The following is a 25,468-nucleotide window of genomic DNA, read 5'->3' as shown; positions in this document are numbered from 1 at the left end:
GTATGAAGGGATTTGAAATTATGAAACGAAAAATCTTTACTGTTGCTTCACTAGCGCTTGTATTGGGACTGATTACCTTTGTAAAACCAGTGCAAACCTTAGCGCTGGATACTCTGTCAATTTTCCGTGTAACTGATGTGAAAACAATTCAAATTACCATTGCGGACCTGCAAGAAGGTATGCAAACCATTTCTAAGCTGAAAGAAGAATCCAAAGGAAAGACCTTTGAACACAATTCTCTTATTAACGTTGTTTCACAACCACAACATGAAGTGAAAAAACTAAACCAGGCTAAGGAGTTTGATGCTTTCAAGCTGCGTTTGCCACGGGAATTAGACTCTCAAACCCCTGAGATCTCAGCCATGGATTCCAGCAAAATGACCTTCACCTTAAATGTGGATGCTTTCAATGAACTGCTGAAAGGGGTTAATAGTCCAAAACAGCTGTCCAGTGATCTGCAAAACGTGGAAATGTCTATGGTATCCTCCGCTGCTGCCTTCGCAAAATACAATGATGTCCTATTCTTAGCGACACAGAAATCTTATTTAGAAGCGCCGCAAACTGCCAAAAATGAATTGCGAGATGTTATGTTAAATTTCCCCTTAATTCCTGCGAGTCTGCGCCAACAACTGGCTGAAATCGATGAAGATAGTTCCGATATCTATCTTCCTGTCCTAGTTGGTTTCGGTCGAGAAGTAGATTTGGGCGGGAAAAATGGTTACATCTATACCTTGTCAGATTTAAAAGGACTTAGTGAGACTATTCCTGCAGACATGACATCTGGCCTAGCTCATACGAAATCTCTTGAAATAACAGATGAATCGCACAAAGCATCAATGGATGAAATGAGCGAAAAATTAATTAGCAAATACGGCGAAGAAAAATTTGCTGCTATGAAAGAAGCTCATAAAATTGCTATGGAAGAAATGCCAACTATGGAGAATGCTTCTGTGCTGATTTGGACCAAAGATGGCAATTTATATGGATTAATTGGTAATAAGACGGATGCAGAGCTTGCAAAAATCGCTAGGAGTGTTCGTTAATGATCATCGAAACACATGCTCTTACTAAAACGTATGGTAACAAGACGGCATGTGACCAAATCAATCTTTCGGTAGAAGCCGGACAAATCTATGGATTCCTTGGCCGTAACGGTGCCGGGAAAAGTACTTGTATAAAAATGTTGACAGGACTGGTATTTCCCACATCGGGAAGCGGCACAGTCCTTGGCAGACCCCTTGGTGATGTTTCAGCGAGAGAAAAAATGGGTTACCTCCCTGAACTCTTTCGTTATCAAGATTGGATGACAGGTTTAGATTTGCTGAATTTCCACGCCCAATTAGGCAAATTAAAGAATAAGAAGGATCAAATTGGCAGAGTCTTAAAGTTAGTAGGACTTGAAGGGCAGGAAAAATACAAAGTCGGTTCCTATAGTAAAGGTATGCAGCAGCGAATAGGGTTAGCCTGTGCGCTGCTGCCCAACCCACGACTGATCTTTCTGGATGAGCCGACGTCTGCTCTGGATCCCATTGGTCGTAAAGATGTCAGAGACATTATTGTTTCTCTGAAAGATGAAGGAACAACTGTCTTTCTAAACAGTCATCTTTTAAGTGAAGTGGAAGCAGTTTGCGACAGTGTTACGTTTATTCACAAAGGAACCGTTGTTAGATCTGCCCGGATGGACGAGTTACTCATGAATAAAATTTCCCTAACAATCCGTGCTAAGGGCATAACTGAAGACTTGTTTACAAAACTGAATAAACACTACGAATTGCAAAAACTAGCAGATGGTAGTCTTACATGTTCCTTAAAAGATTATGAAGAAATTCCTTCCCTGGCAGCTAGCCTTATCTCAAATGGTGTGACCCTGTATGAGTTAACACCTCATCGAGAGACCCTTGAAACTGTGTTTATGCAAATTGTTGGGGAGGAGGGATAACTCATCGGTGCCATATTAATCACAACCCTTAATGAAGCCATTCGAAAAAAGACGTTTATCATAATGGGTATCGTCACCTTTTTGTACTTGATATTTTGGACAGTCATGCTCAATTATTTTCCCAACACATCAGTGACTCATGGAATGGGAGACCAATTCAGACCCTTTGCCATTCAAATGGTTACCAAAATGGGCTTTCAATTTTCTGCCATGTTAATTGCCCTGCTAACTATTATGCTCGGATCGGGTGCCATTGCGTCAGAACTCGATTCAGGCCTAATTCAAGGAGTTCTCACTCGTCCCATTCAACGCTATCAGTATATTCTTGGGAAACTTGGCGGATTGATTATTTTAGCCTGTACCTACGCAACCTTGCTTTTCTCATTGATTCTGGTCATCGGAGCCTTGTTTGGGCTTAGCACCATAACCAGTTTAACATTCTCTCAAATCATTACAGGATGGCTGTTATATCTTCTGCTCCCGGTGGCTGTCCTTTGCTTAACAGTTTTTGGATCTGTGTCCTTAAAAGCCGTGTCCAATGGTATCCTAATGATCTTTGTTTATATTTTAGGTAATGTCGGCGGCATGGTCGAGATGATTGGGCAGTACGTGAATAATAACTCGGTCATTGGTACTGGGATTTTTATTAGTCTGATTTCGCCTTTTCAAACGATCTACAGTACCATGGAACGGGTGATGGTCCCCAGCTCTGGGCTTGCGGCAAGCGCTATGTCTGGTGCTAGCTTATCCGGCAGCGGTAAACCTGCAAGTATATGGATGTTTATCTATATTGTCATCTACATGCTTGGATTTGTGATCTTAGCCATACGGAAATTTTCCAGGAAAGATATCACTTAAAATAGTTTCGACTAAAAAATTCAACAAGCCGGATAGAAGTGTTAGTTTTCTCTTTAAATCTATATAATATAACTCTTTGCTTTGTTTTAAAGGCAAAGAGTTATATTATAAAACGGAATAAGCGTAAGCGGTCGAAGGGTACCTCCGGTGAGTTAGGACTTTTTTATGATTAAGTAGTCTCCATTTACAAGTTGGAGAATATTCGCCAAAAAAGCTTCAGCAATTGCTTCAGATATTTCAAGTAGTTCTTCTTTGTCTTTTGCTAATAATGCCAAGGGATCTCCACCGAGATAGCGATTTTTATCAGTAGTGACATATGCGAGTATACCCTGGATTCCGCCTCCATTGTTTGTCATCAGCTACACTCCTTTATTTTTGCGCAATAATTCGGGATTCTTTTTTACCGTTTCTAATAAAGGTGTTAATAAAATCGTTTCTTTAAATAAGTTAAAATTTTTGATAACAGGAACTAAGGCAATAATTAGTTTTCCGCTATTAATCTCTTGAACGCTATATATCTTTCTCTGCCCTATTCTACGTGTTACTTCAAATATAATTGCCTGTCGTTGACCTTTATTCAGAAGAGGGATTTGGAAGTGTTTATGATTAGGATTAATAACTGCAGCAAGCCCGTCCTCTATAAACCACTTTTTAGCTTCTTCTCTACCCATTAAATGAGAGATAAACATACCATTAACATATAGACTGGAATCAGTAATTTCAATTTTGCCTTCTGTTACGGTAGCAATATCACTTATTTTTTGCCTTTTTGTAAATAATTTAAGAATGTAAAATACGATAAGTCCCGCAACGGAACCACATCCAACCTCAATCAACATAGAAACAGTCGTAAGGCTTTGCAAGAGCTGAATGGTAATACCAGTAACAAGGGCAACCAGAAATGCTATGTAGTTACGTGCTTCAAAGATTTTCGAGATCCCATCGATGTAAGCTTTACCACGTTTTGTATACTCTTCTCCTTCTAGATCTGAGAGACTTTCTCTTTCTATTTTTCGAACTTCTCGAAAATGTTGTATTGCTAAGGCTAAAAAGGTAACCGCTGTAAATTGCTTTGCCACAACTGCCGGTATGATAAACGCACCGATTGAAGCAGCAAGCCCACCTGTTACTGCATGAATTAAATAGCCATTTGGATAATTGGGGTATTGTCTGTAATCTAGTTTAATGGTCAAAATTCGACTCAAGGTTCCAATAATAGTTGCTGTAATAATAAGAGTAAGCACTTCAGGTGAGATTAGATCATTATTGTTTGGCATCTTAATTACTCCTAATCGTTCATTTCGATCATATATACGGATCCTGTACTTTGAGCACATAGCAGTATAATTTGCCAAATAAGTATTTTTATACAAAGAGTGTGAAGGACCTTCCAGCAAACTATGAGACACCCATTTTAGAATATGGGTGTCTCATAGTTTGCTCTGGTTACGAATGAATTACTACGGGGGCGCGATAATCTTACCAAAGACTATCCTACGGAGACTTATGTCACAGAAGTCTCGAAGGTCAGCTTTAGTCAAACGGAGTTAATTCCATAAATAAGAGAATAGATGAGATTAGTAGAGTTCATAATAAATAGAACGCACTAATATTTAGATACATTTTTCTAAAGGCGGTAATTTCATGAGCTGGAGTATTGGACATAGTGTTTATCGTAAAGACGGGCTTGAAAAGGTAACGGGTAGAGCTAAATATACTGGTGATCATTCGAGCAAGGATATGTTACATATAAAGATGGTAGTAAGCTCCTATGCACATGCCAAAATAAAGGCAATCAACACGACAAAGGCCCTGAAAGTATCAGGCGTTCGGGGGATTGTACTTGGTCAGCCCTTCCCCTTAACAGGAGAGGAAATCAAAGATCGACCTCCAATTGCCTATGACAAGGTACGGTATCATGGGGAACCTGTCGCCGTCGTCGTGGCAGATACTGCGTTTCAGGCCCAAAAGGCCGCTGAATTAATCGAAGTTACCTATGAACCGCTGCCCGTTGTGAATTCTCCTAAGAATGCCCTCCTTCCAGGTGCACCCTTAGTTCACGAAAATCTAGCCGTATACGAAAGAATAGAACATGTTTATCCGGAGGCCAATACCAACATTGCAGATCGTATCAAGATTCGCAAGGGATGCATGAATGAAGGATGGAAAGCTAGCCATGAAATGGTAGAGGCTAGTTTTTCCTTTTCTCAATCGGATCATATGGCTATGGAAACACGATGTGTTATTGCCGAAATACGCCCGGATGGTTGTGTTGTCTTTACTTCAGCTACTCAGTCTCCCTATATGATCAAGCACCTTATGAGCGATTACTTTAACCTTGAGGACGGGAAGATTATCGTCAAAACCCCCTTAGTCGGCGGAGCTTTCGGTGGAAAGGTAGCTGTTCAGTTGGAATTGATTGCCTATATGGCATCTCTAGCCGTTGGGGGCAGACCGGTAAAGCTAGTAAATACACGGGAAGAGGACATGATTACCTCTCCAGTACATATAGGCCTGGATGCCACTATCAAGCTAGGAGCTACAAAGGATGGGCAACTAACCGCGGCAGAAATCCTTTACATGTTTGACACGGGGGCCTATTCCGATAAGGGAGCAACCATAAGCCGAGCTGCGGCAGTCACTTCGACAGGACCTTATCATATTGATAACGTATGGTGTGACTCTCTATGTGTCTACACGAATCACCCCTATGTAACAGCCTACAGAGGATTTGGCCATTCTGAGCTTTCCTTTGCTTTTGAAAGAGCTATGGATATGTTAGCTAAGAAGCTTGATATGAATCCCCTGGAACTGAGGATGAAAAATGCAATTCTGCCAGGTCAGACGACGCCAACCCAAATTCGTCTTAATGAAAGTACCGTTGGAAATTTACCCAATTGTATTGAAACCCTAAAGCAACAAATGAACTGGAATGAGGGACAAGTCATTCCCATCAATGATCGGAAAGTTCGTGCTAAAGGAATAAGTTGTATTTGGAAGACATCAACTATTGATAGCGATGCTAGCTCTGGAGTAATTTTAGTTTTTGATAGGGATGGCAGTGTAAACATTGAGTCTGGGGTTGTTGAAATCGGAATGGGAACAAAAACCGTACTTGCTCAGATGCTGGCAGAGAAATTGAAAATGGATGTCAATAAAATATTTGTCAAAATGGAAATCGATACGCAATCCATACCCGAGCATTGGAAAACTGTGGCCAGCAGGGGTACCTTGATGGCTGGTAGAGCCTTATTGAAGGCCGCAGATGATGCCATTGTACAAATGAAGGATATTGCCTCCCGTGTGCTGATGTGTTCTCCCGATGAGCTTGAGGTAGGCAATGAAAGGGTTTATGTCAAAAACGAACCCGACATTTACATAAAGGTAAAAGATATTTGTTATGGCTATAAATACCCCCATGGCTATGCGATAGGCGGCCAGGTCATTGGCCGAGGGCAATATATGTTAAGACATTTGACACATATCGATCCAAAAACAGGTGTAGGACGTCCCGGACCCGAGTATACAGTAGCTGCTCAAGGGGCAGAAATAGAGTTTGATACGCGGGATTATACATACAAAATTCTTAAGGCCTACTCCGTTATCGATGCAGGGATAGTGCTCAATAGGAAATTAGCGAAAGGGCAAGTAATGGGTGCTATGGAAATGGGGTTAAATTTCGGAAGTAGTGAGACCTTTGTATTTAGTGAGCAGGGAGAAGTGCTTAATTCCCGCCTTCGTACCTATACTCCCTTCAGATATGGTGATCATCCGGAGTATGTGGTTAGCTTTATCGAAACACCCTATATCGAGAGTGCCTACGGAGCCCGCGGCCTTGGGGAACATGGCTTGATAGGTATGCCTGCAGCCTTAGCAAACGCTTTGTCAGTGGCTTCCGGAATGGAGTTGAATAGACTTCCCCTTACTCCTGAGGCAATTTGGAGACAAAAAATAGGAGTGAATGAATATTGATTTCCTATGATTTCGAATATTTCAAACCGTCCTCAATTGACAAAGCGATCTCACTGTTTCAATCCTTGGATCAACAGGGGAAGGAGCCCATCTATTTTTCCGGGGGTACAGAAATCATCACTCTTGGCAGAGTTAATAAAATTAAGACGGGTGCGGTCATTGATATTAAGGAGATCCCAGAATGTCTCGTCTTAAAAAGAGAAGCCAATAAACTAACGTTTGGAGCAGCCCAAACCTTAAATAGGATTCGAGAATCCCAATATTTTCGCTTTTTAAACAAAGCAATTGGTGAAATTGCTGACCATACGGCTAGAAATAAAATTACTCTTGGTGGAAACATGTGTGCTAATATTATTTACCGGGAAACGATCTTACCTCTTTTGTTAACAGACAGTCAAGTTATCATAGCTGGCCCTGGAGGGTTAAAACAATTGCCTCTAAATGAGGTATTCGATCAGACTCTAAGGCTGCAAAGAGGAGAACTGCTGATCCAGATCATGATTGAAGAGAAGGAGAGCGAATTGCCTTTTCTCTGCATCAAAAAACGGAGACAATGGGATGTAGGTTACCCCTTAATGACCATCGCAGCACTAAAAAAAGATCAACAAATCAGATTCGCGTTTAGTGGTTTATGCTCCTATCCCTTTCGTAACGAAAAAATGGATGAGAGCTTAAATAATCAAGCCTTGCCTAAAGAGGCGAGGATAGAAGAAGCAATGCGGCAAATCCCGGCACCTGTATTGAAAGATGTTCATGGCTCTGAGGATTATCGGAGGTTTGTATTCAAGAATACATTACTCGACGTGCTGGATACTATTGGGGGAACGGAAATTGAATAAATCAGAAATTACACTGAATGTGAATAGTGAGGAGCGTTCAGTTTATGTACGTCACTCAGACACCCTCTTATATGTTCTCCGTGAAGAACTGGGTTTGACAGGAGCTAAGCCCGGTTGTTTAAACGGTGATTGTGGTGCTTGCACTGTTGATGTGGATGGCCAAGCAATGAAGTCCTGCTTGATGCTTGCCATAGAGGCTGTAGGTAAGAAAGTTACTACGGTGGAAGGGCTGCAAAACATACCTCTCAAAACAGCGTTCATAAAGAAGTTTGCTTTCCAATGTGGTTATTGTACGCCCGGATTTCTTATGAATAGCAACTCGTTAATTAACAACTATCCACAAGCGGATGATATACAAATAAAAGATTGCCTGGAGTCAAATATATGCCGTTGTACGGGGTATAAAGAAATTGAAGAAGCTGTAAAATCAGTTCTGGCAGACGGCTCTACCGGTAATGGGAACTATTGAATAATGATCAATAAAAACTCAGAGATAGACGCCTAGGGGTACTTCCACTAGGCGTCTATCTCTGTATTCCTTAGCTTTGCAATTGATTAGCTTGTTCCAGCTGTTGAAGTGCTTGCTGTAGTTGTTGTAGAACCAGTTGAAATTGTTGTTTTTGATCTTTTAGAGAACTATTTTGAGCTTGCTGTGCCTGCTGGATAGCATGCTGTATATGCTGTTGTGCTTGTTGAACAGCTTGAGGATCGGCTATCTGTATTGCTTGTTGAATCGATTGTAAGGCTTTCTGAATTGTTCGCTCAGCCAGTTGAGCTGCTTGTTGAGCTTGTTGGTTCTGTTGCATTAATTTGGTTCCTCCTCCATAGAGATTAATCCTATCTTTACAGCATGCCATTCTAATTAAGCCGTTATGCGAAGACTAACAATTATCCTTTATCCAATGATGTTAATCCCTCTTCTACAAGTGGGATTGCCGTACTCTGCTTACATAAGATAGACTCCTACAACAGAAGTCTCGATGTTCAACTTAGTTGTAAGTTCAATAACAGATTGAAAACTTATAAGGTTATAAACTTGGATTTCATTAACGATTTTGCAAAGGTTATCTAAAGTATAAGGAAATATATCTAAGAAATACTAATAAAGACAAGCTTTGGTCTTACAGTATCAATCTATCTGAAGCTTAAGAATGCAATTAAGTATCCCAAAAGGAGGAAAAAATGGATCTATTGCAGCGGAATAAAACTGCTATTGGAGAACAGAGCAAAGAAGAACAGTTAAAAGTCTTCAAGGTAAGTCACGATGACAATAAACTAACAACGAATCAAGGGTTATATGTAGCTAGTACTGATGACTCCTTAAAAGCTGGTAGTCGAGGACCAACTCTTTTGGAAGATTTCCACTTCAGAGAAAAGTTAACTCATTTTGATCATGAACGTATTCCAGAGCGTGTTGTCCATGCCCGAGGGTTTGGTGCACATGGTTACTTTCAGGTCTATGAGTCTATGGGTGAGTTTACGAAAGCTAAGTTTCTCCAAGACCCATCCAAAAAAACACCCGTCTTTGTACGTTTTTCAACAGTGGTTGGTTCTAGAGGGTCGGCAGATACAGTACGGGATGTTCGCGGGTTTGCCACAAAATTCTATACTGAAGAAGGAAACTACGATCTGGTTGCCAATAATATTCCTGTTTTTTTTATTCAGGATGCCATTAAGTTTCCCGACGTTGTTCATGCTATTAAGCCTGAACCGCATAATGAGATACCTCAAGCTTCTGCAGCCCATGATACCTTTTGGGATTTTGTAGTGAGTACGCCGGAAACCGCTCATATGATCATGTGGCTGCTCTCGGATAGGGCTATTCCTAGAAGTTTCAGAATGATGGAGGGTTTTGGTGTCAATACCTTTAGATTTATCAATAATCAAGGTAAGGCACGTTTTGTTAAGTTTCATTGGAAACCTCTGCTGGGGGTACATTCTTTGGTTTGGGATGAGGCCCAAAAGTTAGCTGGAAAGGATCCGGATTTTCATCGGCGTGATCTTTGGGATGCAATCGACTCAGGCGAATTCCCTGAGTATGAATTGGGTGTACAGTTGCTTAATGAAGAGGAAGAATTTAATTTCCCATTTGATATTCTGGATCCAACGAAGATCTGGCCTGAGGAAATTACACCTGTAAAACTGATTGGAAAAATGACCTTAAATCGTAACGTGGATAATTTTTTTGCGGAGACAGAGCAAGTTGCTTTTCATCCGGGTCATGTAGTTCCGGGAATAGATTTTAGCAATGATCCCTTATTACAAGGACGTCTTTTCTCTTATCTGGATACTCAACTTCTTCGTTTAGGCGGTCCCAACTTCCACGAAATACCTATTAACCATACTATTGCGCCTATACATAATAATCAGCGAGATGGCTCTCATCGTATGACTATAGACCGGGGAGTGACAAGTTACTCGCCCAATTCTCTTAATAGGAATTACCCGAAGCCAGCCTCAGAGACTGAGGGAGGTTATGCCCATTACACGGAAAAAGTCGAAGGGAATAAAGTTCGAGAGCGCAGCGAAAGTTTTAAGGATAACTATAGTCAAGCAACTCTTTTTTGGAATAGTATGTCTGCTGCAGAAAAGGAGCATATCATTGAAGCTTTCCACTTCGAAGTTGGAAGTGTTATGGATAGGAATATCAAACAGAGAGTCGTAGATATGTTTAATAATGTGAACTCCCAATTAGCCAATGCGATTGCTTTAGGTGTAGGCGCACAGCCGCCTAATACTCCCAGCGGATCGGGAGTGACCGCATCTTCACCGGCAGTGAGCCAAGAGAATACCATTAGGAATGCTCGTACCCGTAAGGTTGCCATACTTGCGGAGAATGGATTTAATTATCCAGAGCTGACTCAAGTTATGCAGACACTGAAGGCCAACGGTATTCAGTGTGAAATCATAAGTAAAAATTTAGGAATACTTACAAGCTCGGATGGACTGCAATTAGAAGTTGGAAAGAACTATGTGACGACTGGCTCTATCAAGTATGATGCTGTATATATAGCCGGAGGGCAACAATCAGTGGATAGTTTAGTGATACAGGGTGATTCACTGCACTTTGTCAATGAAGCCTTTAAACACGCTAAAGCAATTGGAGCCGCTAATGAAGGTGTAAACCTGCTAAGGGCTTCTGCTATAAAGGAAGTGGCAATGGCTGGTGCAGCCACACAGGCACAGCTGGTGACAGAACTGGGCGTAGTTACTATTTGTAATGCAGAAGATATGAGTGTTTTTAGTAAAGAATTCATGAAGGCCATTTCCCAGCATCGTCATTGGTACCGTCAAAATAAGAAAGAAGTGGTTCCTGCTTGATTAGCACTTTCAATACAACTGGGTTAATTTTCATAAACTCCTGTTGACAAAATATCTAAATTATTCTATCATGAAGTCAATTAAATATATTATTTAATAGGTGCCCGCTAGGGATAATAGGGAACCAGGTTCTAATCCTGGACGGACCCACCACTGTAAGTAGATGTTTGAAAAATGTACATTTGCCACTGGGAAACTGGGAAGGCGTACATTCTAGTCTACAAGTCAGGAAACCTGCCTATGAAATATTGCAAAAGGACAAAGGTAAAGTTCTAGCTTATTAAAGCTAGAACTTTTTTGTTCTTTTACCGCTTTGAGACCACCAGGTTTTCTAAAATCATTGATTTAGGAGTTGCTATGGAGACAATTGCGAAGGTTAACATCGAAAAACTCGTCTTTCCGAATGAAGATAAACCCGCACTTAAAAACATTGATTTCGAAATAAATCGGGGAGATTTCATCGTCATTACAGGTGGTGTAGCCTCTGGTAAATCAGTTTTGCTGCATTCCATTACAGGCGCAATTCCTCACTACCATAAAGCAGAATTAACCGGAAAAGTCACAATCATGGGGCAAGATATTAAGGATATGCACCTCAATAGAATGTCCGACTATGTTGGATACATGATGCAAGAACCCCAAAATCAAATTATTGGTTTGGATGTCTACGAAGATGTTGCTTTCGGCCTTGGCAATCTGGAAATTCCCATAGAACAAATTGATCAGAGGGTTAAAAACACCTTGGAATTTGTGGGTCTATCAGGGTATGAAAACAGGGAGACTACTTCTCTTTCAGGGGGGCAAGCCCAACGAGTCGTTTTAGCGGGTGTTTTAGCCCTTAATGCTCCTATTTTAGTTCTTGACCAGCCCACCGCTGAACTTGATCCCCTGGGCCGTGATGAGCTTTATAAGCGGTTGGGTCAGTTGAATAAAACTCAAAACCTTACCATTATTTTGGTCATGGATCGAATTGAAGAAGTCCTCAACTATGCCAACAGGGTCTTTTATATTCAGGGAGGCGAAATCGTTAAACAGTATTCGCCGGAGGCATATTACAAGGAGCAAATCGAGAGTCGAAAAGAAAGGTTGAAATCCTTACATACGGTTCAGGGTAAGTCCAACGAACTGATTGCTAAAGTCACTGATGTCACCTATACGTACAAAGACCATTTGTCCGGTTGTGAAGATATTAATTTAGAAATAGTAAAGGGTGACTTTTTAGCAATCATAGGATTAAACGGTTCGGGAAAATCAACGTTAGCTAAGCTGCTTATCGGTCTCTTAAAGCCGTCTAAAGGTGAAATAAGAGTGTTTGACCAGACTCTGAATAAGGAAAAGCTGGCAGAGATCCGTTTCCGGGCGGGCTTTCTGTTTCAAAACCCTGATTATCAAATTTTCGCAAGTACCGTCGAAGAAGAAGTTGGATTTTCACTCAAGCTAAGGGGGGAACAAAATGAAGTAATAGAACAAAAGATTGATGAGTGCCTGAAATTTGTGGGGCTGCTGGACTATAAAAAGCTCCATCCTCATCGCTTAAGCCGCGGCCAGCGCCAGCTTTTAGCATTAGCCTCCATACTCGTCAGTGATCCGGAATTCATTATCGCCGACGAACCGACTTCAGGCCTTGACGAAACCCAAGGGTACATGATTATGGATAAACTCTTTCATTTATCGAAAAGTGGCAAAACCATTCTACTCATCACTCACGATCTGACCATGGCAAAAGAATACTCTAACAGGATAGTGGCCATGAATAATCACCGTCTTCAACTAGATATTTTGACAAGAGATCTCGAGGAATATCTCAAAACCCTTAAAGCAATTGGTTTGAATTTCCATAATATTATTTCTTTCCGGGAGGTTCAAAATGGGACTGTCGAAGCTTGATCCCAGGACTAAGCTGGCCTGGTATGTTTTAATGATTTATTTTTCACTGATTAGTGGGACCGCCCTTCAGTTAAGTATGGTTTTATTAGTAGAGGTTGTGACCTCGCTAATCTTAACAGGTTCCTTGAAGCGGTATAAAGCAATGATCGTGGTTTTATTCCTTTTGGGACTACAGATACTGACCGTACAGTTGGTCTTTTGTCGGGAGGGTGTTCTGATCTACCAATGGGGAATCCTCAAAATATACAGTGAAGCTATACCTCTAGCGATCACCGGGATCCTCAAGGCCAGCATTATTGTTTTTGCAAGTATGCAATTCTTTACCTCTTCTTCAGCACAAGAGTTTACCCTGATGCTCATGAAATTCAAAATTCCTTACCGTTTTGCCATGTTAGTGGGGTTAAGCGTCCGCTTCCTTCCAATCATGAAAGCTGAATATATATCCATAGTCGATAGCCAGCGTACCCGGGGCCTTAAGATGGAGAGTGCCATGGACAATCTCAAAGGTATTTTCCCGACGTTTCTGCCTTTTTTATATCGCTCTGTCCGGCGTGCTGCAGAAACTGCCCTAGCCATGGAGTTAAGAGGCTATGGACGAACCAAAACCCGTACTTTTACGTCTAATTTAGCCCTTAAGCCTTACGATATTGCCTTAATCTCTGGGATGTTAATGGTAATAAGCATCAGCCTGGTTAACAAGGTATTACCATTACTATAATTAGAATTAGAGGAGGATATTTAGAAATGAATGAAAAATTATTTAGAACTGATACAAAAGCATTGGTAGGCTCCGTCATCATAGGGATCGTAATGCTGATAATGATGCAGGTTACAGGACGTATCGACGCAATATTGGATCCCACCCTCTTACTCCTAAATGGCACATGTTGGGCATTTTTTACAGGTCTGATTGTCTTAATGTACAGGCAACCGGCGGGTATTATCGCCGGGGTAGTGGAGGCTGTTGTAGCCATGGCTACAGGCTACTCACCGCTGGGCTTTTTCTTCTTATTCGCAAATGTCCTCGGATCCATAGTCTACTCCTTAATTTCCAGTAAGTTTTCCATGGAGAAACTAAGCCATCATATATTATCAATGCTCGGAGCTGCCGTTACCGGTAACCTTTGCGTCATGGCTGGATTGATTTACGTCTTTCATCTTGACTGGAAGATCGCACTTTTATCGTCGAGCTTAACCGCCACTGTTGGAACGATTGTTGCGGGCATCCTGACAAAGAGTGTCTACGGTTCCTTGAAGAAATCAGCATTGATTTAATTCTGTGTGTGGTTGGCGTGATAATCTTGAATTATCTCTATCTCTATTACAAGAGGCTAAGGTTCAATAACCTTAGCCTTTAACTTACGCCTACATTTATAACTTATTCAGCATTTCTTATATTTTGCAAAATATAAGGATAATTTTTTGATCACATGAAAAATAGGGATAATTTTGACTAATGTTGACATTTAATAGTAGCTAAGCATGACGAAAACAGTGGTCACATGCCTTGCTATGATTGACTATGCACTATAGAATAAACTATGAATGGAACCTCCGAAGCAATTAGTTTGAAGAGGTGAAGCTTTAAGTTGTTTGTAACTTTCCACCTCTCTTTGTATCTAAGAAGTTAGAACGAATAAAAAGGAGGAACTGAAATGAGTAACAATCAACACGTTAAGGACCCTATTAAAATGACTTCAGCAGTCTGTGGTCTTTTTTGCCCATCTTGTTCAGTATATATTGCGACTAAAGAGGATCCAGAGCGGTTAAAAAGACTTGCGAAAATTCTTAATCAAACTATTGAAGAAACTCATTGCGAAGGCTGTCGTTCTGAACATAGGACAGTTTATTGTAAGAACTGTACTATGATCGAGTGTGCCAGACGAAAGGGAATTGAGTTTTGCGGTGAATGTGAAGAATTTCCCTGTGAAGAAATTAAAACCTTCCAATCTCTTATGCCCCATAGACTTGATTTATGGCAATCACAAAAGAGGATTAAAGATGTAGGGTACGAACAATGGTCTTGGGAAATGGGTGAGCATTATTCCTGTCCGGAATGTCGTACGCTAAACTCTGCTTATGATATGGTCTGCCGCAAATGTGGAAATACCCCTAGTTGTTCCTATGTGGAGATGAACAAGGAAGCAATTCTAAACCATATTACCAAAGCTAAGAAGTCTTAGGGCATTTTTTCAGTTGTAGATAGAAATGTAAATTATTATCGTTACAGCTTGATATGTAGGGGTGTAATAGGTTTTTAGGCAGTCAAAGTAACCATTAGAAAGGATTAGTCTGAGGTAGCACTGTCCATGGTGTTACCTCAGATTATGTTTCAGGACCTCTTGACTCTCCCGTTACAGGAGTTAGTAGAATGAATTTGAAAGGAAAGGAGATGCTTGGATGTTCCGTATAGGAGAATTTTCTAAAATGTGCAAAACGACAATCAAAACATTACGCTATTATGATGAAATCGGGCTCTTGAAACCTGAAGAAACCGATAAATTTACAAGCTATCGTTTTTACACGACCAACCAGCTAGTAAAATTTCATCATGTACAATCCCTGCGGCAAATGGGGCTGTCCATTAATGAAATCAAGCAGATACTGTCAGGAATTAGCGCCAAAGCAATACTAGAAAGGCGCAAGTCTGAATTGGTTGCGGAAATATCTTTTGCACAAGAACAGCTCTCCCGAATTCAATTTATTTTACTAGGACGAGAGGAGCCGAATTTTATGAATTATCAAGCAATAATTAAGGAATTACAAGAGTGCATCGTTTATTCAAAGCGTATGACCGTGCCAAGCTATGATGCGTACTTCCAACTTATTCCTGTATTGGGCAAAAAGGTTACTCAAAAATATCCAGACATCAAGTGTATGGTGCCGGAATACTGCTTTATAGTTTATCTCGATGGAGAATATAAGGAAAGAGATTTTAATGTTGAATTCTGCGAAGCAATCGACCGAATGAAGCCAGATTTTGATGACATCAAATTCAAAAAGATCGAGTCCACCACCGCTGTGTCTGTTATGCATAAAGGTGCATATTCAGGATTGTCACAAGCATATGCCTATGCTTTCAAGTGGATTGAAGAAAATGGTTACACCGTTGCAGACGCTCCGAGAGAAAGTTATATAGACGGTATCTGGAACAAGGAAAATGAAGAAGATTGGTTAACCGAGTTACAAGTTCCGATTGTCAAAAAATAGTTCGACATGGTAACATACGGGGGATTACAAGATGAGAGGTCGAATGAACGGCCTCTCATCTTGTTGTACATTCAGAGACAACATTCGAACAATTACATGTTAACCGCCTTAGTGTAGGTTGAATTCATGATAGACCTTCCTCATAGTAGCATAATAAGGCAAGGAGGAATAAGCGTAAAATATTCCATTTAATGGGTTATCTGAACCTTGTAAGGATTGTAACACAATAGATGAAGATGAAAACAGATTCAATAGGTAATATAAGCCAAAAGCAAGCAAATAAAGATTGCACAGTATGATGATTTTCGTTATAATCAAAGTAGTTGAATAAAAGAAGATAGAGGCGGGTCAAACAAGAGTAGCTAAGATGAGGTTGGAGAGATACCTATGATCCTTAGCGAAAGGGGATGGCTCCGAAGGGTGGATTTCTCTTAAATCCATGCCTGGTTCGCGGATTAAGAGTCCTTGAACTGTCACCGCATTTGGTGAAGAGCTATCGTTTTGTGTACATTATTTAATTTTTATTAATTTTGTTTTAAACAAGGCGTCAGCTTAATCTACGCCTTGTTTTTGTGTTTTTGCAGCGATAAAACCCAACTGATATCTTAGACCCCGAATTAAACGTGTAAACATAATAGAGTAATAAGAGGTAAGGAGTGGGAGTATGTCATTTGGAAAAATCTTAACTGCTATGGTCACGCCCATGAATGAGCGTTTAGAAGTCGATTATGAAGAAGCAAGGAATCTATCTTTACACTTAATTGAACATGGAAATGATGGTATTGTCGTCGCAGGGACAACAGGGGAGTCTCCGACAATTACTACTGAAGAAAAACTTGAATTATTTAAGGTGGTTAAAGAGACCGTTGGCTCAAGGGCAGTAGTAATTGCCGGAATAGGCTCAAATACAACTGATGGAAGTGTCGCATTAGCCAAAAAAGCTGCAGGAGTCGGAGTAGACGCTTTAATGGCGGTCGTACCCTATTACAACAAACCGTCACAAGAAGGTTTATATCAGCATTTCCGTACAATAGCTAATGCGACCCCGCTACCTATGATGCTTTACAATATCCCGGGAAGATGCTCTACTAATATGCTCCCGGAAACCGTGCTCAGACTTAGCGAAATCCCTAACATTACAGCGCTTAAGGAAGCCTGCGGAATGATGGATCAGGTCAGCGAACTAAAACGCATCCTCCCTGAGAACTTTGCTATCTATAGCGGTGATGATTCTTTAACTTTGCCGATGCTGGCTTTGGGCTGCACTGGTATCGTCAGTGTGGCTGGACATGTTATTGGTGACGAAATGAGAAGCATGGTGGATGCTTGGTTTGCGGGGGATACTCAAACGGCTTTGAAATGGCATTTGAAACTGCTTCCCATGTTCAAAGGAATGTTCGTCACTACTAACCCTGTACCGGTTAAATATCTGTTAAAGCATCATGGGATTAATGCTGGTGGTGTAAGACTTCCTTTGGTTGATGCTATAGAAAATGAAAAAACCTTCTTAGATGATTTATACCGCCAGATTAAAGCTTAATTTAAGCATTAACAAACGGCCTCCCCTTTGTTAAATCAAACGAAGGAAGGGCCGTTTTTCTTTTACTCGTGCTTCAACCTTCGCTGGTAGTACAAAAAGACCGGTAGTGGGATTACAATCCAACCAAAACTCTTAATCAGGCTATTTAAAGCACGCTCACGGGCTCGAACCTTTTCCTGACTAACAAGGCTTTCATAGTCTTTTTGTAATTCCTCTTCGCTTTTTACTTCGACTTTTGGTTGAGATTGTTTTGTATCAATATACTCTTTAGGCACAACATATCCTCTCTTAAAATCCTCATACGTCATATAGTAACTTGGTGGTGAAATCAAGTCAGCCACTGCCATAAAGGAAGCGACACTTCCCCCAATGGTCATCATCAAGGTGGCAAACAAAATAAGATACGTATAAACCGTCTTAATCATCTTTTTCCCCCCTTCATCTTGATTGACAGGATCTAAATTTTTCTGCCGTGAACGAACTGAAAGCATGACTGCAATTATAAGAAGTACCAAGATGAATAGAACGATTCCTACTATGCCTATAAATCCTACTGCCAATTCTTCTCGCCTCCTTTAAGCTATAATTGATGGAGATATCACTCCCATTACGTTCAGACGTAGAAATTGGTGTCTATCTGACAGTTAATTATAGCAGAAAAAAGAAGCCCTTACGCCACTAGCTTGATTTGCTTTTGAATAATTACAGGCCGAATTTCCATGTGATTAAACTATACTATCCTAACTATTTAATTCATACCTAGTTCCAAGTGATAAATGGTTATCTGAAGGTGATTTTAAACTAAAAGCAGGCACAATCTCCCCAATGATCTCACTGATATTATTATGTAATGCTTGTCTATACCAAGGCTTTAATGAATTGAATTCAGTGGTGCTTAAAATCCCCAGCTCTCTTAGTACCTGTATAACGACCGGATAAACTGCCCGTTCATTTCCATCAACAATCTTGATGCATACACCCAGGTTGCCTTCCTTTATTCCAAGGCAATATACTGCTTCGCAGCCCACCTTTCCGATAAGTTTACCCTCAGTAACCCTCATCAGCTCTGTGCAGAATTTATAATCTCCTGCAATCATTTCGGGGAATTGTGTCATGGCATCGAACACGGTTTTGCAGGAATAACTATAAGGGCTTTTGGAATTTTGTGCATGGGCTACCAGTCTTGCATAAGATAGTGCAATTTTATTAATCGGCAGAATATATATGGGGGCACCACATCCGTCTGTACCAATAGGTATGGAATGTATATCTTCGTCAGTAAATTCAGCAATAGTATTTAAAATCTCTTGCTGGATTGGGTTGCTCATTTTTTCATAATCATCCGTGCTATGTCCTCTGAATTTGGCTAAAGCCAGCATTGCTGAGTGTTTGCCCGAACAGCTGCAGTGAAAGACTGAGGGAGACTGTCCTTCTGATATAAGCCTTTTATTTTCTTCCTCGCTGTAGGGTGTCATAATACCGCAGTGAAGGTTTACTTCATTAAGACTTAATTTCCTTAAAATCTCCCCTACAGTTTCTTGATGAATTTTTTGTCCGCTATGGGAAGCGCATGTAATAGCAATTTCTTTTTTTGAAAAATTAAATGCTTTAGTAGCCCCCGACTGAATAAGAGGTATTACCTGAATTGGTTTTGCGGCGGAACGGAAGAATATCCTGGTATTATAATTACCGATGTTATACAGTACTTGTCCAGAAGAATCAACAACGCAAATATATCCATAGTGAATACTCTCTACATAACCATCTCTTGTGACAACAGCTAATGGCTCCATTATTTTCACCTTTAAAGTCAAGTTTATCTCTTATATGGATATTGGTTTCCTTATTATGAAGAATATATACTTAGTTTCCTTCTGTTACCGCCTTGTTTTGCTTTCATTAACCGTTGCTTTGTGTGTCCCAAATGGAGTTCGGATGAATCAGGAAAATTAACTATTTTTGCAGGAAATTTTTTAATCTTAAAGAATTATACATAAATAGAAAAGAAACATATTCTCGCTATGGTGAACGTTGATTTGGGAGGTATTACCTTGACAACTGCGCTGGTCAGCAACATCCAGAAGTATTCCATCCACGACGGCCCGGGTATTCGCAGCACGGTTTTTTTAAAGGGCTGCCCACTGCATTGCCCATGGTGTCATAACCCTGAAACTCAGGCTTTTCAGCCAGAGATTGTATGGCACCACGAGAAATGCCTAGGCTGCAAGTCTTGCGTTGAGGTCTGCCCCCATAAGGCACTGGAAGCTGCAGAACAGGGTATCGTCATTAATACTAAACATTGTAACTATTGCAACCAATGTGCTATCGCTTGCCCTACTCTTGCTCTGGAAATTTTGGGAAAGGAAATGACTGTAGAACAGGTTCTGACAGAGGTGGATAAAGACGCGGTCTTCTATGAGCAGAGTCGCGGCGGGGTGACCCTAAGCGGTGGTGAACCCTTAAGCCACAAGGAGTTCGCGGTGGAATTCCTGAAACGGTGCAAGGAACAGGGCTATCATACCACCATCGATACCAGCGGCTTTGTGTCGGAGAGCGTCTTTGACGCCGTGCTGCCTTATGTGGATCTCTTTCTGTACGATATCAAACATTTGGAGGATGACGTACACCAAACGTACATAAAGGCACCGATTGAGCCCATTCTGCTCAATTTGCGTCACATTGTGGAGAAAGGAGCTCAGGTCTGGATTCGTGTACCCTTGGTGCCCACTGTTAACGATTCGCCTGAATTTATTCATAGCCTTAGTGTTCTAATGCGGGATCTTGGTTTAAAAGAAATCTATTTGCTCCCTTATCATAAAATGGCAGGGGCCAAATATCATCGTTTACATTTGCCCTATATTATTTCGCACATTAATGAACCTACGGCAGAGCATATGCAGGAACTGGCTGCAATCCTGTCGCAACAGGGCTTGAATGTTCATATAGGAGGTTAGATATAATGACTACCGAAAACATGAAGGTTCTAGGCATGAATAAACGTATTCAAAAACTACGTCAAGAGAGCGTCAGTACCGTGCCAAGCATCTCCATCGAGCGTGCCGTTTTAATGACGGAAGCATATCAGAACTATCAGGGTAAGGTCTCCATTCCAGTGCTTCGGGCACTGTCCTTTAAATATCTTTGCGAGAACAAGACCGTAGTCATTCTAGATGGGGAATTAATCGTGGGCGAACGCGGCCCTAAACCCCAGTCTTCGCCCACATATCCCGAATTGTGCTGCCATAGTGTTGAAGATCTTGAGATCATGGATCAACGCGAAAAAATATTTTTTAAGGTCAGTGACGAGATCAAGAAGATTCAAGAAGAGACTATTATCCCCTTCTGGAAGGGGAAAGCCATTCGTGACCTGATTATGGATCAGATGACCCAAGAATGGCATGATTGCTATGAAGCTGGTATCTTCACCGAATTCATGGAACAGCGTTCCCCCGGCCACACCGTTTGTGACGACAAAATCTATCACAAAGGAATGCTGGATTTCAAAGCCGAGATCAAGGAACAACTTGATCAACTGGACTTTGTCAACGACTTTGAAGCCTACGATAAGCAAGAAGAACTGAAAGCCATGGACATTGCCTGCGACGCCCTTATGATCTTTGCCGAGCGCTATGCGAAGAGGGCCCGTGAAATAGCTGCCGAATGCCAAGATGAGAAACGGAAAACAGAGCTGATCCGGATCGCAGAGAACTGCGAATGGGTTCCGGCCCACGCGCCCCGTACCTTTCATGAAGCATTGCAGATGTACTGGTTCGTTCATCTGGGCGTAATTACAGAACTGAACACCTGGGATTCTTTCAGCCCAGGCCATCTAGACCAGCATCTTAATCCCTTTTATCAGAAAGAGATGGCAGCCGGTACTCTCTCAAGGGAAAGTGCCCTGGAGCTGCTTGAAAGTTTTTGGGTAAAATTCAACAACCAGCCTGCTCCGCCTAAGGTTGGTATAACCCTGAAGGAAAGCGCCACATACACCGATTTTTGCAACATCAATATCGGCGGAATGAAAGCCGATGGTACCGACGGTGTGTCCGATGTCTCCTATCTCCTGCTGGACGTGATCGAGGATATGCGTATCCTGCAACCCTCCACCAACGTACAGATCAGTAAAAGGAATCCTGACAAATTTGTCCTTGAAGCCTGCAGGGTCATTCGCGAGGGCATGGGCTTCCCATCTGTGTTCAATCATGACGCAGTGGTAAAGGAACTTCTTCGCCAGGGCAAGAGCTTGGAAGACGCCCGCAAAGGGGGAACCTCCGGCTGTGTGGAGGTAGGTGCTTTTGGGAAGGAAGCCTACATTCTTACCGGTTACTTTAATATGGTAAAGGTACTGGAGATTACCTTGCACAATGGCCTTGATCCTCGCACCGGCAAAAAGATCGGTCTGGAGACAGGGGATCCACGAAATTTCCAAAGCATAGATGACCTTATGAAAGCCTTTAGAAAACAGACTGCCTACTTCATCGAAGTCGATATCCGCGGTAACAATGTTATCGAAAAACTATATGCCGAATATATGCCTTCACCCTTCATGAGTGTTATCACTGAAGACTGCATCACCAAGGGCAAGGACTATAATGCCGGCGGTGCTCGCTACAATAGCCGCTACATTCAGTTTGTGGGCCTGGGCTCAATTACTGACTGCCTAAGTTCCATCAAGAAGCACATTTTTGATGATCGGACATTGAACATGGATAAGTTGCTGGACGTCCTGGACGCAGACTTTGAAGGTTTCGAAAAAGAACGCCAGATCTTCCTGAACAAGACCCCCAAATACGGCAACGACGACGACCAGGCAGACAGCATCATCATGGATGTTTTCGAGATCATCTACAGTCTGGTCAATGGAAGACCAACCCCCATCGGTGGTCAGTATCGGGTGGAAATGCTGCCCACGACTTGCCACGTATATTTCGGATCAGTTATCGGTGCCACTCCAGACGGCCGTAAAGCCGGTGTGGCCCTTTCCGAAGGCATCTCTCCGGTGCAGGGCGCAGACAAATGCGGCCCCACCGCGGTTATAAAGTCGGCTGCTAAGCTGGACCAGCTCCGAACCGGCGGCGCGCTGCTCAACCAAAAATTCACCCCCGCGGTCCTAGAAGGGGAAAGAGGTCTGGAATGCCTGAAGGATCTGATTAGAGCTTACTTCCGTATGGACGGCCATCACATTCAGTTTAATGTTGTGGACAGCAATATGCTTCGGGATGCCCAGCATCATCCAGAGAATTATAATGACCTCATCATCCGTGTGGCAGGTTACAGTGATTACTTCAATAACCTCACCGAAGAGCTGCAGAATGAGATTATTCTCCGTACTGAACAACAGGAGTTTTGATAGAAAAGGACTGATCTGGAGGACTTTTCTGGTATCAAAGGCGTATAGCGGACGCTGAAACTGCTCTTTGGCCTTTTTGCCCCATTGTTGGGTTATTATTGTCATTATTATGGGGTTTACATGTATAGCATTTTTAATGAATGCCTATAATGTTAGTAAACATAAAGGTGTCTAAAGAGGAGATTAATATGACAGAAAATAGTTTTATCCAAAAAGTTATAGATAGTTACTTTGAAGAGTTAACGATTGAACTCGATGAATTAAAGAATATGCTGAAAGAAGTCATGCCTGTGGAAGGCTATGTGGATTCTGAAATGTTCGAAGAGGATGGAGTCATGACCTTTGTCCTTAAGGACTACTATAATGAAGATAAATGGGATGCAGCAGATTTGCTTTGTAAGTTAAAAATCAATTCTGAAGGAATCATTCAAGTTGTAGAACACGATATTCCCCAGTTCTTTAACGATATAAATAAAAAAATAGTTCTATTTCTCTCAGGTCTTGTTGGGAAAACGTTAGATTATAAAGTGAAGGATGACGACATAGACCCACTTGATCCGGTGGTTGATTATTTGTATGACGAAACGAAAGGTTTATGATAGTTTAAATTCTCGTTTATATCTCCGTTCCGTTCATTAAACCAACTTAGCTGTATAGAGGCAAAAAATAACCATTCATCAAGGAAAGTATATTATTATAATGAGGGTCTCCCTAGCCTTTCTAATTCAAGGTCAAGCTGCAGCAGGATTCATTAAATTGAACGAAAATATTTTATACTAAGAACAAAGAGAAATCTCTAAACAATAGGGCAAATCCTGTTATTTCTTCAAGTTTTCCGGACGGATCAGTCAGGAACAAATAAGAGGCCAAGTTTTGCCTCTTATTTGTATAGTTAAAATTCACAACGCTGTAACAACTTCCTCAGACGATGAATTAAAATGTCAGGAAAAATGAGATATATCATTGAGTAACTTTAATAATACTCGCCCTCTGAAGTTCACCCGGGAATTTTACGACGACCTAGAGGCCGCATGATGTATTCAAACTCTGCCGGCCGGATAGGGCGGAGATAGCGATGATCCACGATGAAGCCGACAAAAGCGCCTCGGTTGTGGACTCTCGGCGCTTTGCACAGCAGTTGGGAGCGAGATTGACTGAAGTCAAAGGCGCAGCTCACCGTATTTTGATTCCAGGCGGATTGGAGCAGGTAGTAACTATCCTTTAACGTGCAACATACAATTAATTTCTAAATCGAACTTTCATTCCTAGACTCATTCAATTGATTTTACAACGGCATCCTGAGCAAGCTGCTTTGCCTGATGGGCATAATCTATGGCTTTACCTAGATTGTTCAACGATTCTGTAGGGTTGTGGAAGCCATAACCATTAGTAACCATGACATAGTCTAAATACCACTGACCCTTGCGATGCATTTCTTGAGCTTGGGCAAGTATTTCGGTATTAACTCCCTTCGTCTCACGAGCTAGTTTCAAGGAATTAATTGCCTCTACCATAGCTTTTCCAGCCAGATCCTGAACTTCCTTGGTTTTTTCCTGGGTATCTTTAACCCTTGCGGTTAGCCATTCGCTGCCTTCTCTGTGACAGACTGCGCAACTCTCATCAATTGTCTTCAACGGACTCGTCCAATTATGGGAACTAACTTTTGTATTACCGATTTTGACGTAAGGCATATGACAATCGGCACAAGCTAGGCCAGCAGTCTGATGCGTACTACCCATGAAAATCTCATATTCTGCATGTCGTGCTTTTACAAGTCCTGTACCAGCATCGGGATGTTTCCATTCGGAAAACTTATCATCATCAAAATAGGATAAAATTTGATCTGCTTTGATTCCGTTATCCCAAGGAAACGTCACGATTTTAGACTGAGGTTTAAAATAATAGGTTACGTGACATTGTGCACACACAAGTGAACGCATCTCCTGTCGTGTAGCCTTAGTAATATCTTTACCTTGTCTTTCAAAGGCTTGGATTAGGGCTGGCTGAGTAATTTTTAGCTCCATGGTTTTGGGGTCATGGCAATTCAAACAAGCAATGGGATCTTCTAACTGAGAGTTAATCTCATCAAAGGACATTGTATAATACTGATCACCATACTTTTCGATCAATCCTGGAATCTGTGAGGATTTACAGGTATTACAGGCTGCACCAGTCTTGTATCTTGAAGGATCGACTTCCCTAATATCATCTAACGTATAGACATGCCCTCTTGGCTCGTTAAATTCATTGGCATAACCCAAGCCAGCATAAAGAGGTTCCATATAAGGTTTTGTGTCAAAATGCGAAGGCTTTTCTGTATTGTTAAGATTTTCTTGATATGTCTGATAATGCAGCGGATAAAACTTCCCCCATACAGCGGGATCGGTCTCATTAGCGGCAATTTCTCCTAACTGTTCTTTTTTAAGATCTTGATTATGAGATACGAAGAAAAATGTCCCAGCGAACATTACCGTCCCAATAATAATAGTAGTAAGCACAGCAATCCCAATGTGGTTTCTTGAATAGGCTTTATTCTCCAACGTTTTTCCCTC

Annotated in this window: 23 protein-coding genes and 2 riboswitches; of the genes, 17 read left to right on the top strand and 6 right to left on the bottom strand. The window is 41.4% G+C overall.

Going from position 1 to position 25,468, the window contains the following annotated elements:
- Window positions 1–2 precede the first annotated feature (2 nt).
- From HGJ98_RS02240 to HGJ98_RS02230, 3 genes are read left to right on the top strand one after another with little or no spacing between them, the layout of a single operon-like run.
- Window positions 3–1,043, top strand: a complete 1,041-nt coding sequence (locus HGJ98_RS02240) for a hypothetical protein (RefSeq protein WP_291349363.1) — start codon at window positions 3–5, stop codon at window positions 1,041–1,043.
- Window positions 1,043–1,939: an ABC transporter ATP-binding protein gene (locus tag HGJ98_RS02235; RefSeq protein WP_291349362.1), complete on the top strand. Its 897-nt coding sequence runs from the start codon at window positions 1,043–1,045 to the stop codon at window positions 1,937–1,939. Before HGJ98_RS02240 ends, HGJ98_RS02235 begins: the two co-directional genes overlap by 1 nt.
- A 3-nt stretch (window positions 1,940–1,942) precedes the next feature.
- On the top strand, window positions 1,943–2,797 hold the full coding sequence (locus HGJ98_RS02230) for an ABC transporter permease subunit (RefSeq protein WP_291349484.1): 855 nt from the start codon (window positions 1,943–1,945) through the stop codon (window positions 2,795–2,797).
- Window positions 2,798–2,949: 152 nt separating this feature from the next.
- On the opposite strand, the gene HGJ98_RS02225 is transcribed toward HGJ98_RS02230, so the two are convergent.
- The gene (locus HGJ98_RS02225; RefSeq protein ID WP_291349361.1) at window positions 2,950–3,153 is read right to left on the bottom strand and encodes a hypothetical protein; all 204 of its coding nucleotides are present in this window, start codon (window positions 3,151–3,153) and stop codon (window positions 2,950–2,952) included.
- Window positions 3,154–3,156: 3 nt separating this feature from the next.
- Window positions 3,157–4,074 (bottom strand): YIEGIA domain-containing protein, encoded by a 918-nt coding sequence (locus tag HGJ98_RS02220; protein WP_291349360.1) that lies wholly within the window; start codon window positions 4,072–4,074, stop codon window positions 3,157–3,159.
- Between the two features lie 367 nt (window positions 4,075–4,441).
- Between HGJ98_RS02220 and HGJ98_RS02215 the strand changes: the two genes are divergently transcribed.
- Genes HGJ98_RS02215 through HGJ98_RS02205 form a run of 3 tightly spaced genes read left to right on the top strand, consistent with a single transcriptional unit; the run spans window position 4,442 to window position 8,077 of the window.
- Window positions 4,442–6,769 carry a xanthine dehydrogenase family protein molybdopterin-binding subunit gene (locus HGJ98_RS02215; protein WP_291349359.1) on the top strand — a complete coding sequence of 776 codons (2,328 nt, stop codon included), beginning with the start codon at window positions 4,442–4,444 and terminating at the stop codon, window positions 6,767–6,769.
- Window positions 6,766–7,608, top strand: coding sequence for an FAD binding domain-containing protein (locus tag HGJ98_RS02210; protein WP_291349358.1), 843 nt, complete (start codon window positions 6,766–6,768; stop codon window positions 7,606–7,608). The genes HGJ98_RS02215 and HGJ98_RS02210 overlap by 4 nt, the downstream gene beginning before the upstream one ends.
- Window positions 7,601–8,077: a (2Fe-2S)-binding protein gene (locus tag HGJ98_RS02205; protein WP_291349357.1), complete on the top strand. Its 477-nt coding sequence runs from the start codon at window positions 7,601–7,603 to the stop codon at window positions 8,075–8,077. The genes HGJ98_RS02210 and HGJ98_RS02205 overlap by 8 nt, the downstream gene beginning before the upstream one ends.
- Before the next feature lie 70 nt (window positions 8,078–8,147).
- Here HGJ98_RS02205 and HGJ98_RS02200 read toward each other — a convergent pair whose 3' ends face one another.
- Window positions 8,148–8,414, bottom strand: a complete 267-nt coding sequence (locus HGJ98_RS02200; RefSeq protein ID WP_291349356.1) for a hypothetical protein — start codon at window positions 8,412–8,414, stop codon at window positions 8,148–8,150.
- 376 nt (window positions 8,415–8,790) lie between these two features.
- Here HGJ98_RS02200 and HGJ98_RS02195 point away from each other — a divergent pair, with 376 nt between their 5' ends.
- The 7 genes from HGJ98_RS02195 to dapA all read left to right on the top strand — a co-directional run bounded on the left by HGJ98_RS02195 (window position 8,791) and on the right by dapA (window position 17,566).
- Window positions 8,791–10,929 carry a catalase gene (locus HGJ98_RS02195; RefSeq protein WP_291349355.1) on the top strand — a complete coding sequence of 713 codons (2,139 nt, stop codon included), beginning with the start codon at window positions 8,791–8,793 and terminating at the stop codon, window positions 10,927–10,929.
- Window positions 10,930–11,010: 81 nt separating this feature from the next.
- Window positions 11,011–11,186, top strand: a riboswitch (cobalamin riboswitch).
- A gap of 100 nt (window positions 11,187–11,286) precedes the next feature.
- Window positions 11,287–12,816: an ABC transporter ATP-binding protein gene (locus HGJ98_RS02190; protein WP_291349354.1), complete on the top strand. Its 1,530-nt coding sequence runs from the start codon at window positions 11,287–11,289 to the stop codon at window positions 12,814–12,816.
- Window positions 12,797–13,534: an energy-coupling factor transporter transmembrane protein EcfT gene (locus HGJ98_RS02185; protein WP_291349353.1), complete on the top strand. Its 738-nt coding sequence runs from the start codon at window positions 12,797–12,799 to the stop codon at window positions 13,532–13,534. Before HGJ98_RS02190 ends, HGJ98_RS02185 begins: the two co-directional genes overlap by 20 nt.
- A 26-nt stretch (window positions 13,535–13,560) precedes the next feature.
- Window positions 13,561–14,091 (top strand): hypothetical protein, encoded by a 531-nt coding sequence (locus tag HGJ98_RS02180; RefSeq protein ID WP_291349352.1) that lies wholly within the window; start codon window positions 13,561–13,563, stop codon window positions 14,089–14,091.
- Between the two features lie 380 nt (window positions 14,092–14,471).
- Window positions 14,472–14,999, top strand: a complete 528-nt coding sequence (locus HGJ98_RS02175; RefSeq protein ID WP_291349351.1) for a DUF3795 domain-containing protein — start codon at window positions 14,472–14,474, stop codon at window positions 14,997–14,999.
- A gap of 217 nt (window positions 15,000–15,216) precedes the next feature.
- A complete protein-coding gene (locus HGJ98_RS02170; protein WP_291349350.1) occupies window positions 15,217–16,026 on the top strand; it encodes a MerR family transcriptional regulator in 810 nt (269 codons plus the stop codon).
- 330 nt (window positions 16,027–16,356) lie between these two features.
- Window positions 16,357–16,530: riboswitch (Lysine riboswitch) on the top strand.
- 160 nt (window positions 16,531–16,690) lie between these two features.
- Window positions 16,691–17,566, top strand: coding sequence for a 4-hydroxy-tetrahydrodipicolinate synthase (gene dapA, locus HGJ98_RS02165; protein WP_291349349.1), 876 nt, complete (start codon window positions 16,691–16,693; stop codon window positions 17,564–17,566).
- 62 nt (window positions 17,567–17,628) lie between these two features.
- Here dapA and HGJ98_RS02160 read toward each other — a convergent pair whose 3' ends face one another.
- Both HGJ98_RS02160 and HGJ98_RS02155 read right to left on the bottom strand, forming a co-directional pair.
- Window positions 17,629–18,126, bottom strand: a complete 498-nt coding sequence (locus HGJ98_RS02160) for a hypothetical protein (RefSeq protein ID WP_291349348.1) — start codon at window positions 18,124–18,126, stop codon at window positions 17,629–17,631.
- Between the two features lie 180 nt (window positions 18,127–18,306).
- Window positions 18,307–19,359, bottom strand: a complete 1,053-nt coding sequence (locus tag HGJ98_RS02155; protein WP_291349347.1) for an asparaginase — start codon at window positions 19,357–19,359, stop codon at window positions 18,307–18,309.
- Between the two features lie 258 nt (window positions 19,360–19,617).
- Between HGJ98_RS02155 and HGJ98_RS02150 the strand changes: the two genes are divergently transcribed.
- The 4 genes from HGJ98_RS02150 to HGJ98_RS02135 all read left to right on the top strand — a co-directional run bounded on the left by HGJ98_RS02150 (window position 19,618) and on the right by HGJ98_RS02135 (window position 24,141).
- Window positions 19,618–20,520 carry a glycyl-radical enzyme activating protein gene (locus HGJ98_RS02150; RefSeq protein WP_291349346.1) on the top strand — a complete coding sequence of 301 codons (903 nt, stop codon included), beginning with the start codon at window positions 19,618–19,620 and terminating at the stop codon, window positions 20,518–20,520.
- Window positions 20,521–20,555: 35 nt separating this feature from the next.
- The gene (hypD, locus tag HGJ98_RS02145) at window positions 20,556–22,916 is read left to right on the top strand and encodes a trans-4-hydroxy-L-proline dehydratase (RefSeq protein WP_291349483.1); all 2,361 of its coding nucleotides are present in this window, start codon (window positions 20,556–20,558) and stop codon (window positions 22,914–22,916) included.
- 149 nt (window positions 22,917–23,065) lie between these two features.
- Window positions 23,066–23,515 (top strand): hypothetical protein, encoded by a 450-nt coding sequence (locus tag HGJ98_RS02140; RefSeq protein ID WP_291349345.1) that lies wholly within the window; start codon window positions 23,066–23,068, stop codon window positions 23,513–23,515.
- Window positions 23,516–23,991: 476 nt separating this feature from the next.
- A complete protein-coding gene (locus HGJ98_RS02135; RefSeq protein ID WP_291349344.1) occupies window positions 23,992–24,141 on the top strand; it encodes a hypothetical protein in 150 nt (49 codons plus the stop codon).
- 46 nt (window positions 24,142–24,187) lie between these two features.
- On the opposite strand, the gene HGJ98_RS02130 is transcribed toward HGJ98_RS02135, so the two are convergent.
- The gene (locus HGJ98_RS02130; protein ID WP_291349343.1) at window positions 24,188–25,456 is read right to left on the bottom strand and encodes an ammonia-forming cytochrome c nitrite reductase subunit c552; all 1,269 of its coding nucleotides are present in this window, start codon (window positions 25,454–25,456) and stop codon (window positions 24,188–24,190) included.
- Between the last annotated feature and the right edge of the window lie 12 nt (window positions 25,457–25,468).

The organism is Desulfosporosinus sp. (assembly GCF_014237355.1).
GTDB lineage: Bacteria > Bacillota > Desulfitobacteriia > Desulfitobacteriales > Desulfitobacteriaceae > Desulfosporosinus.
The sequence above is the reverse complement of the archived record's forward strand: the minus strand, read 5'-3'. Positions and strand labels throughout refer to the sequence as shown.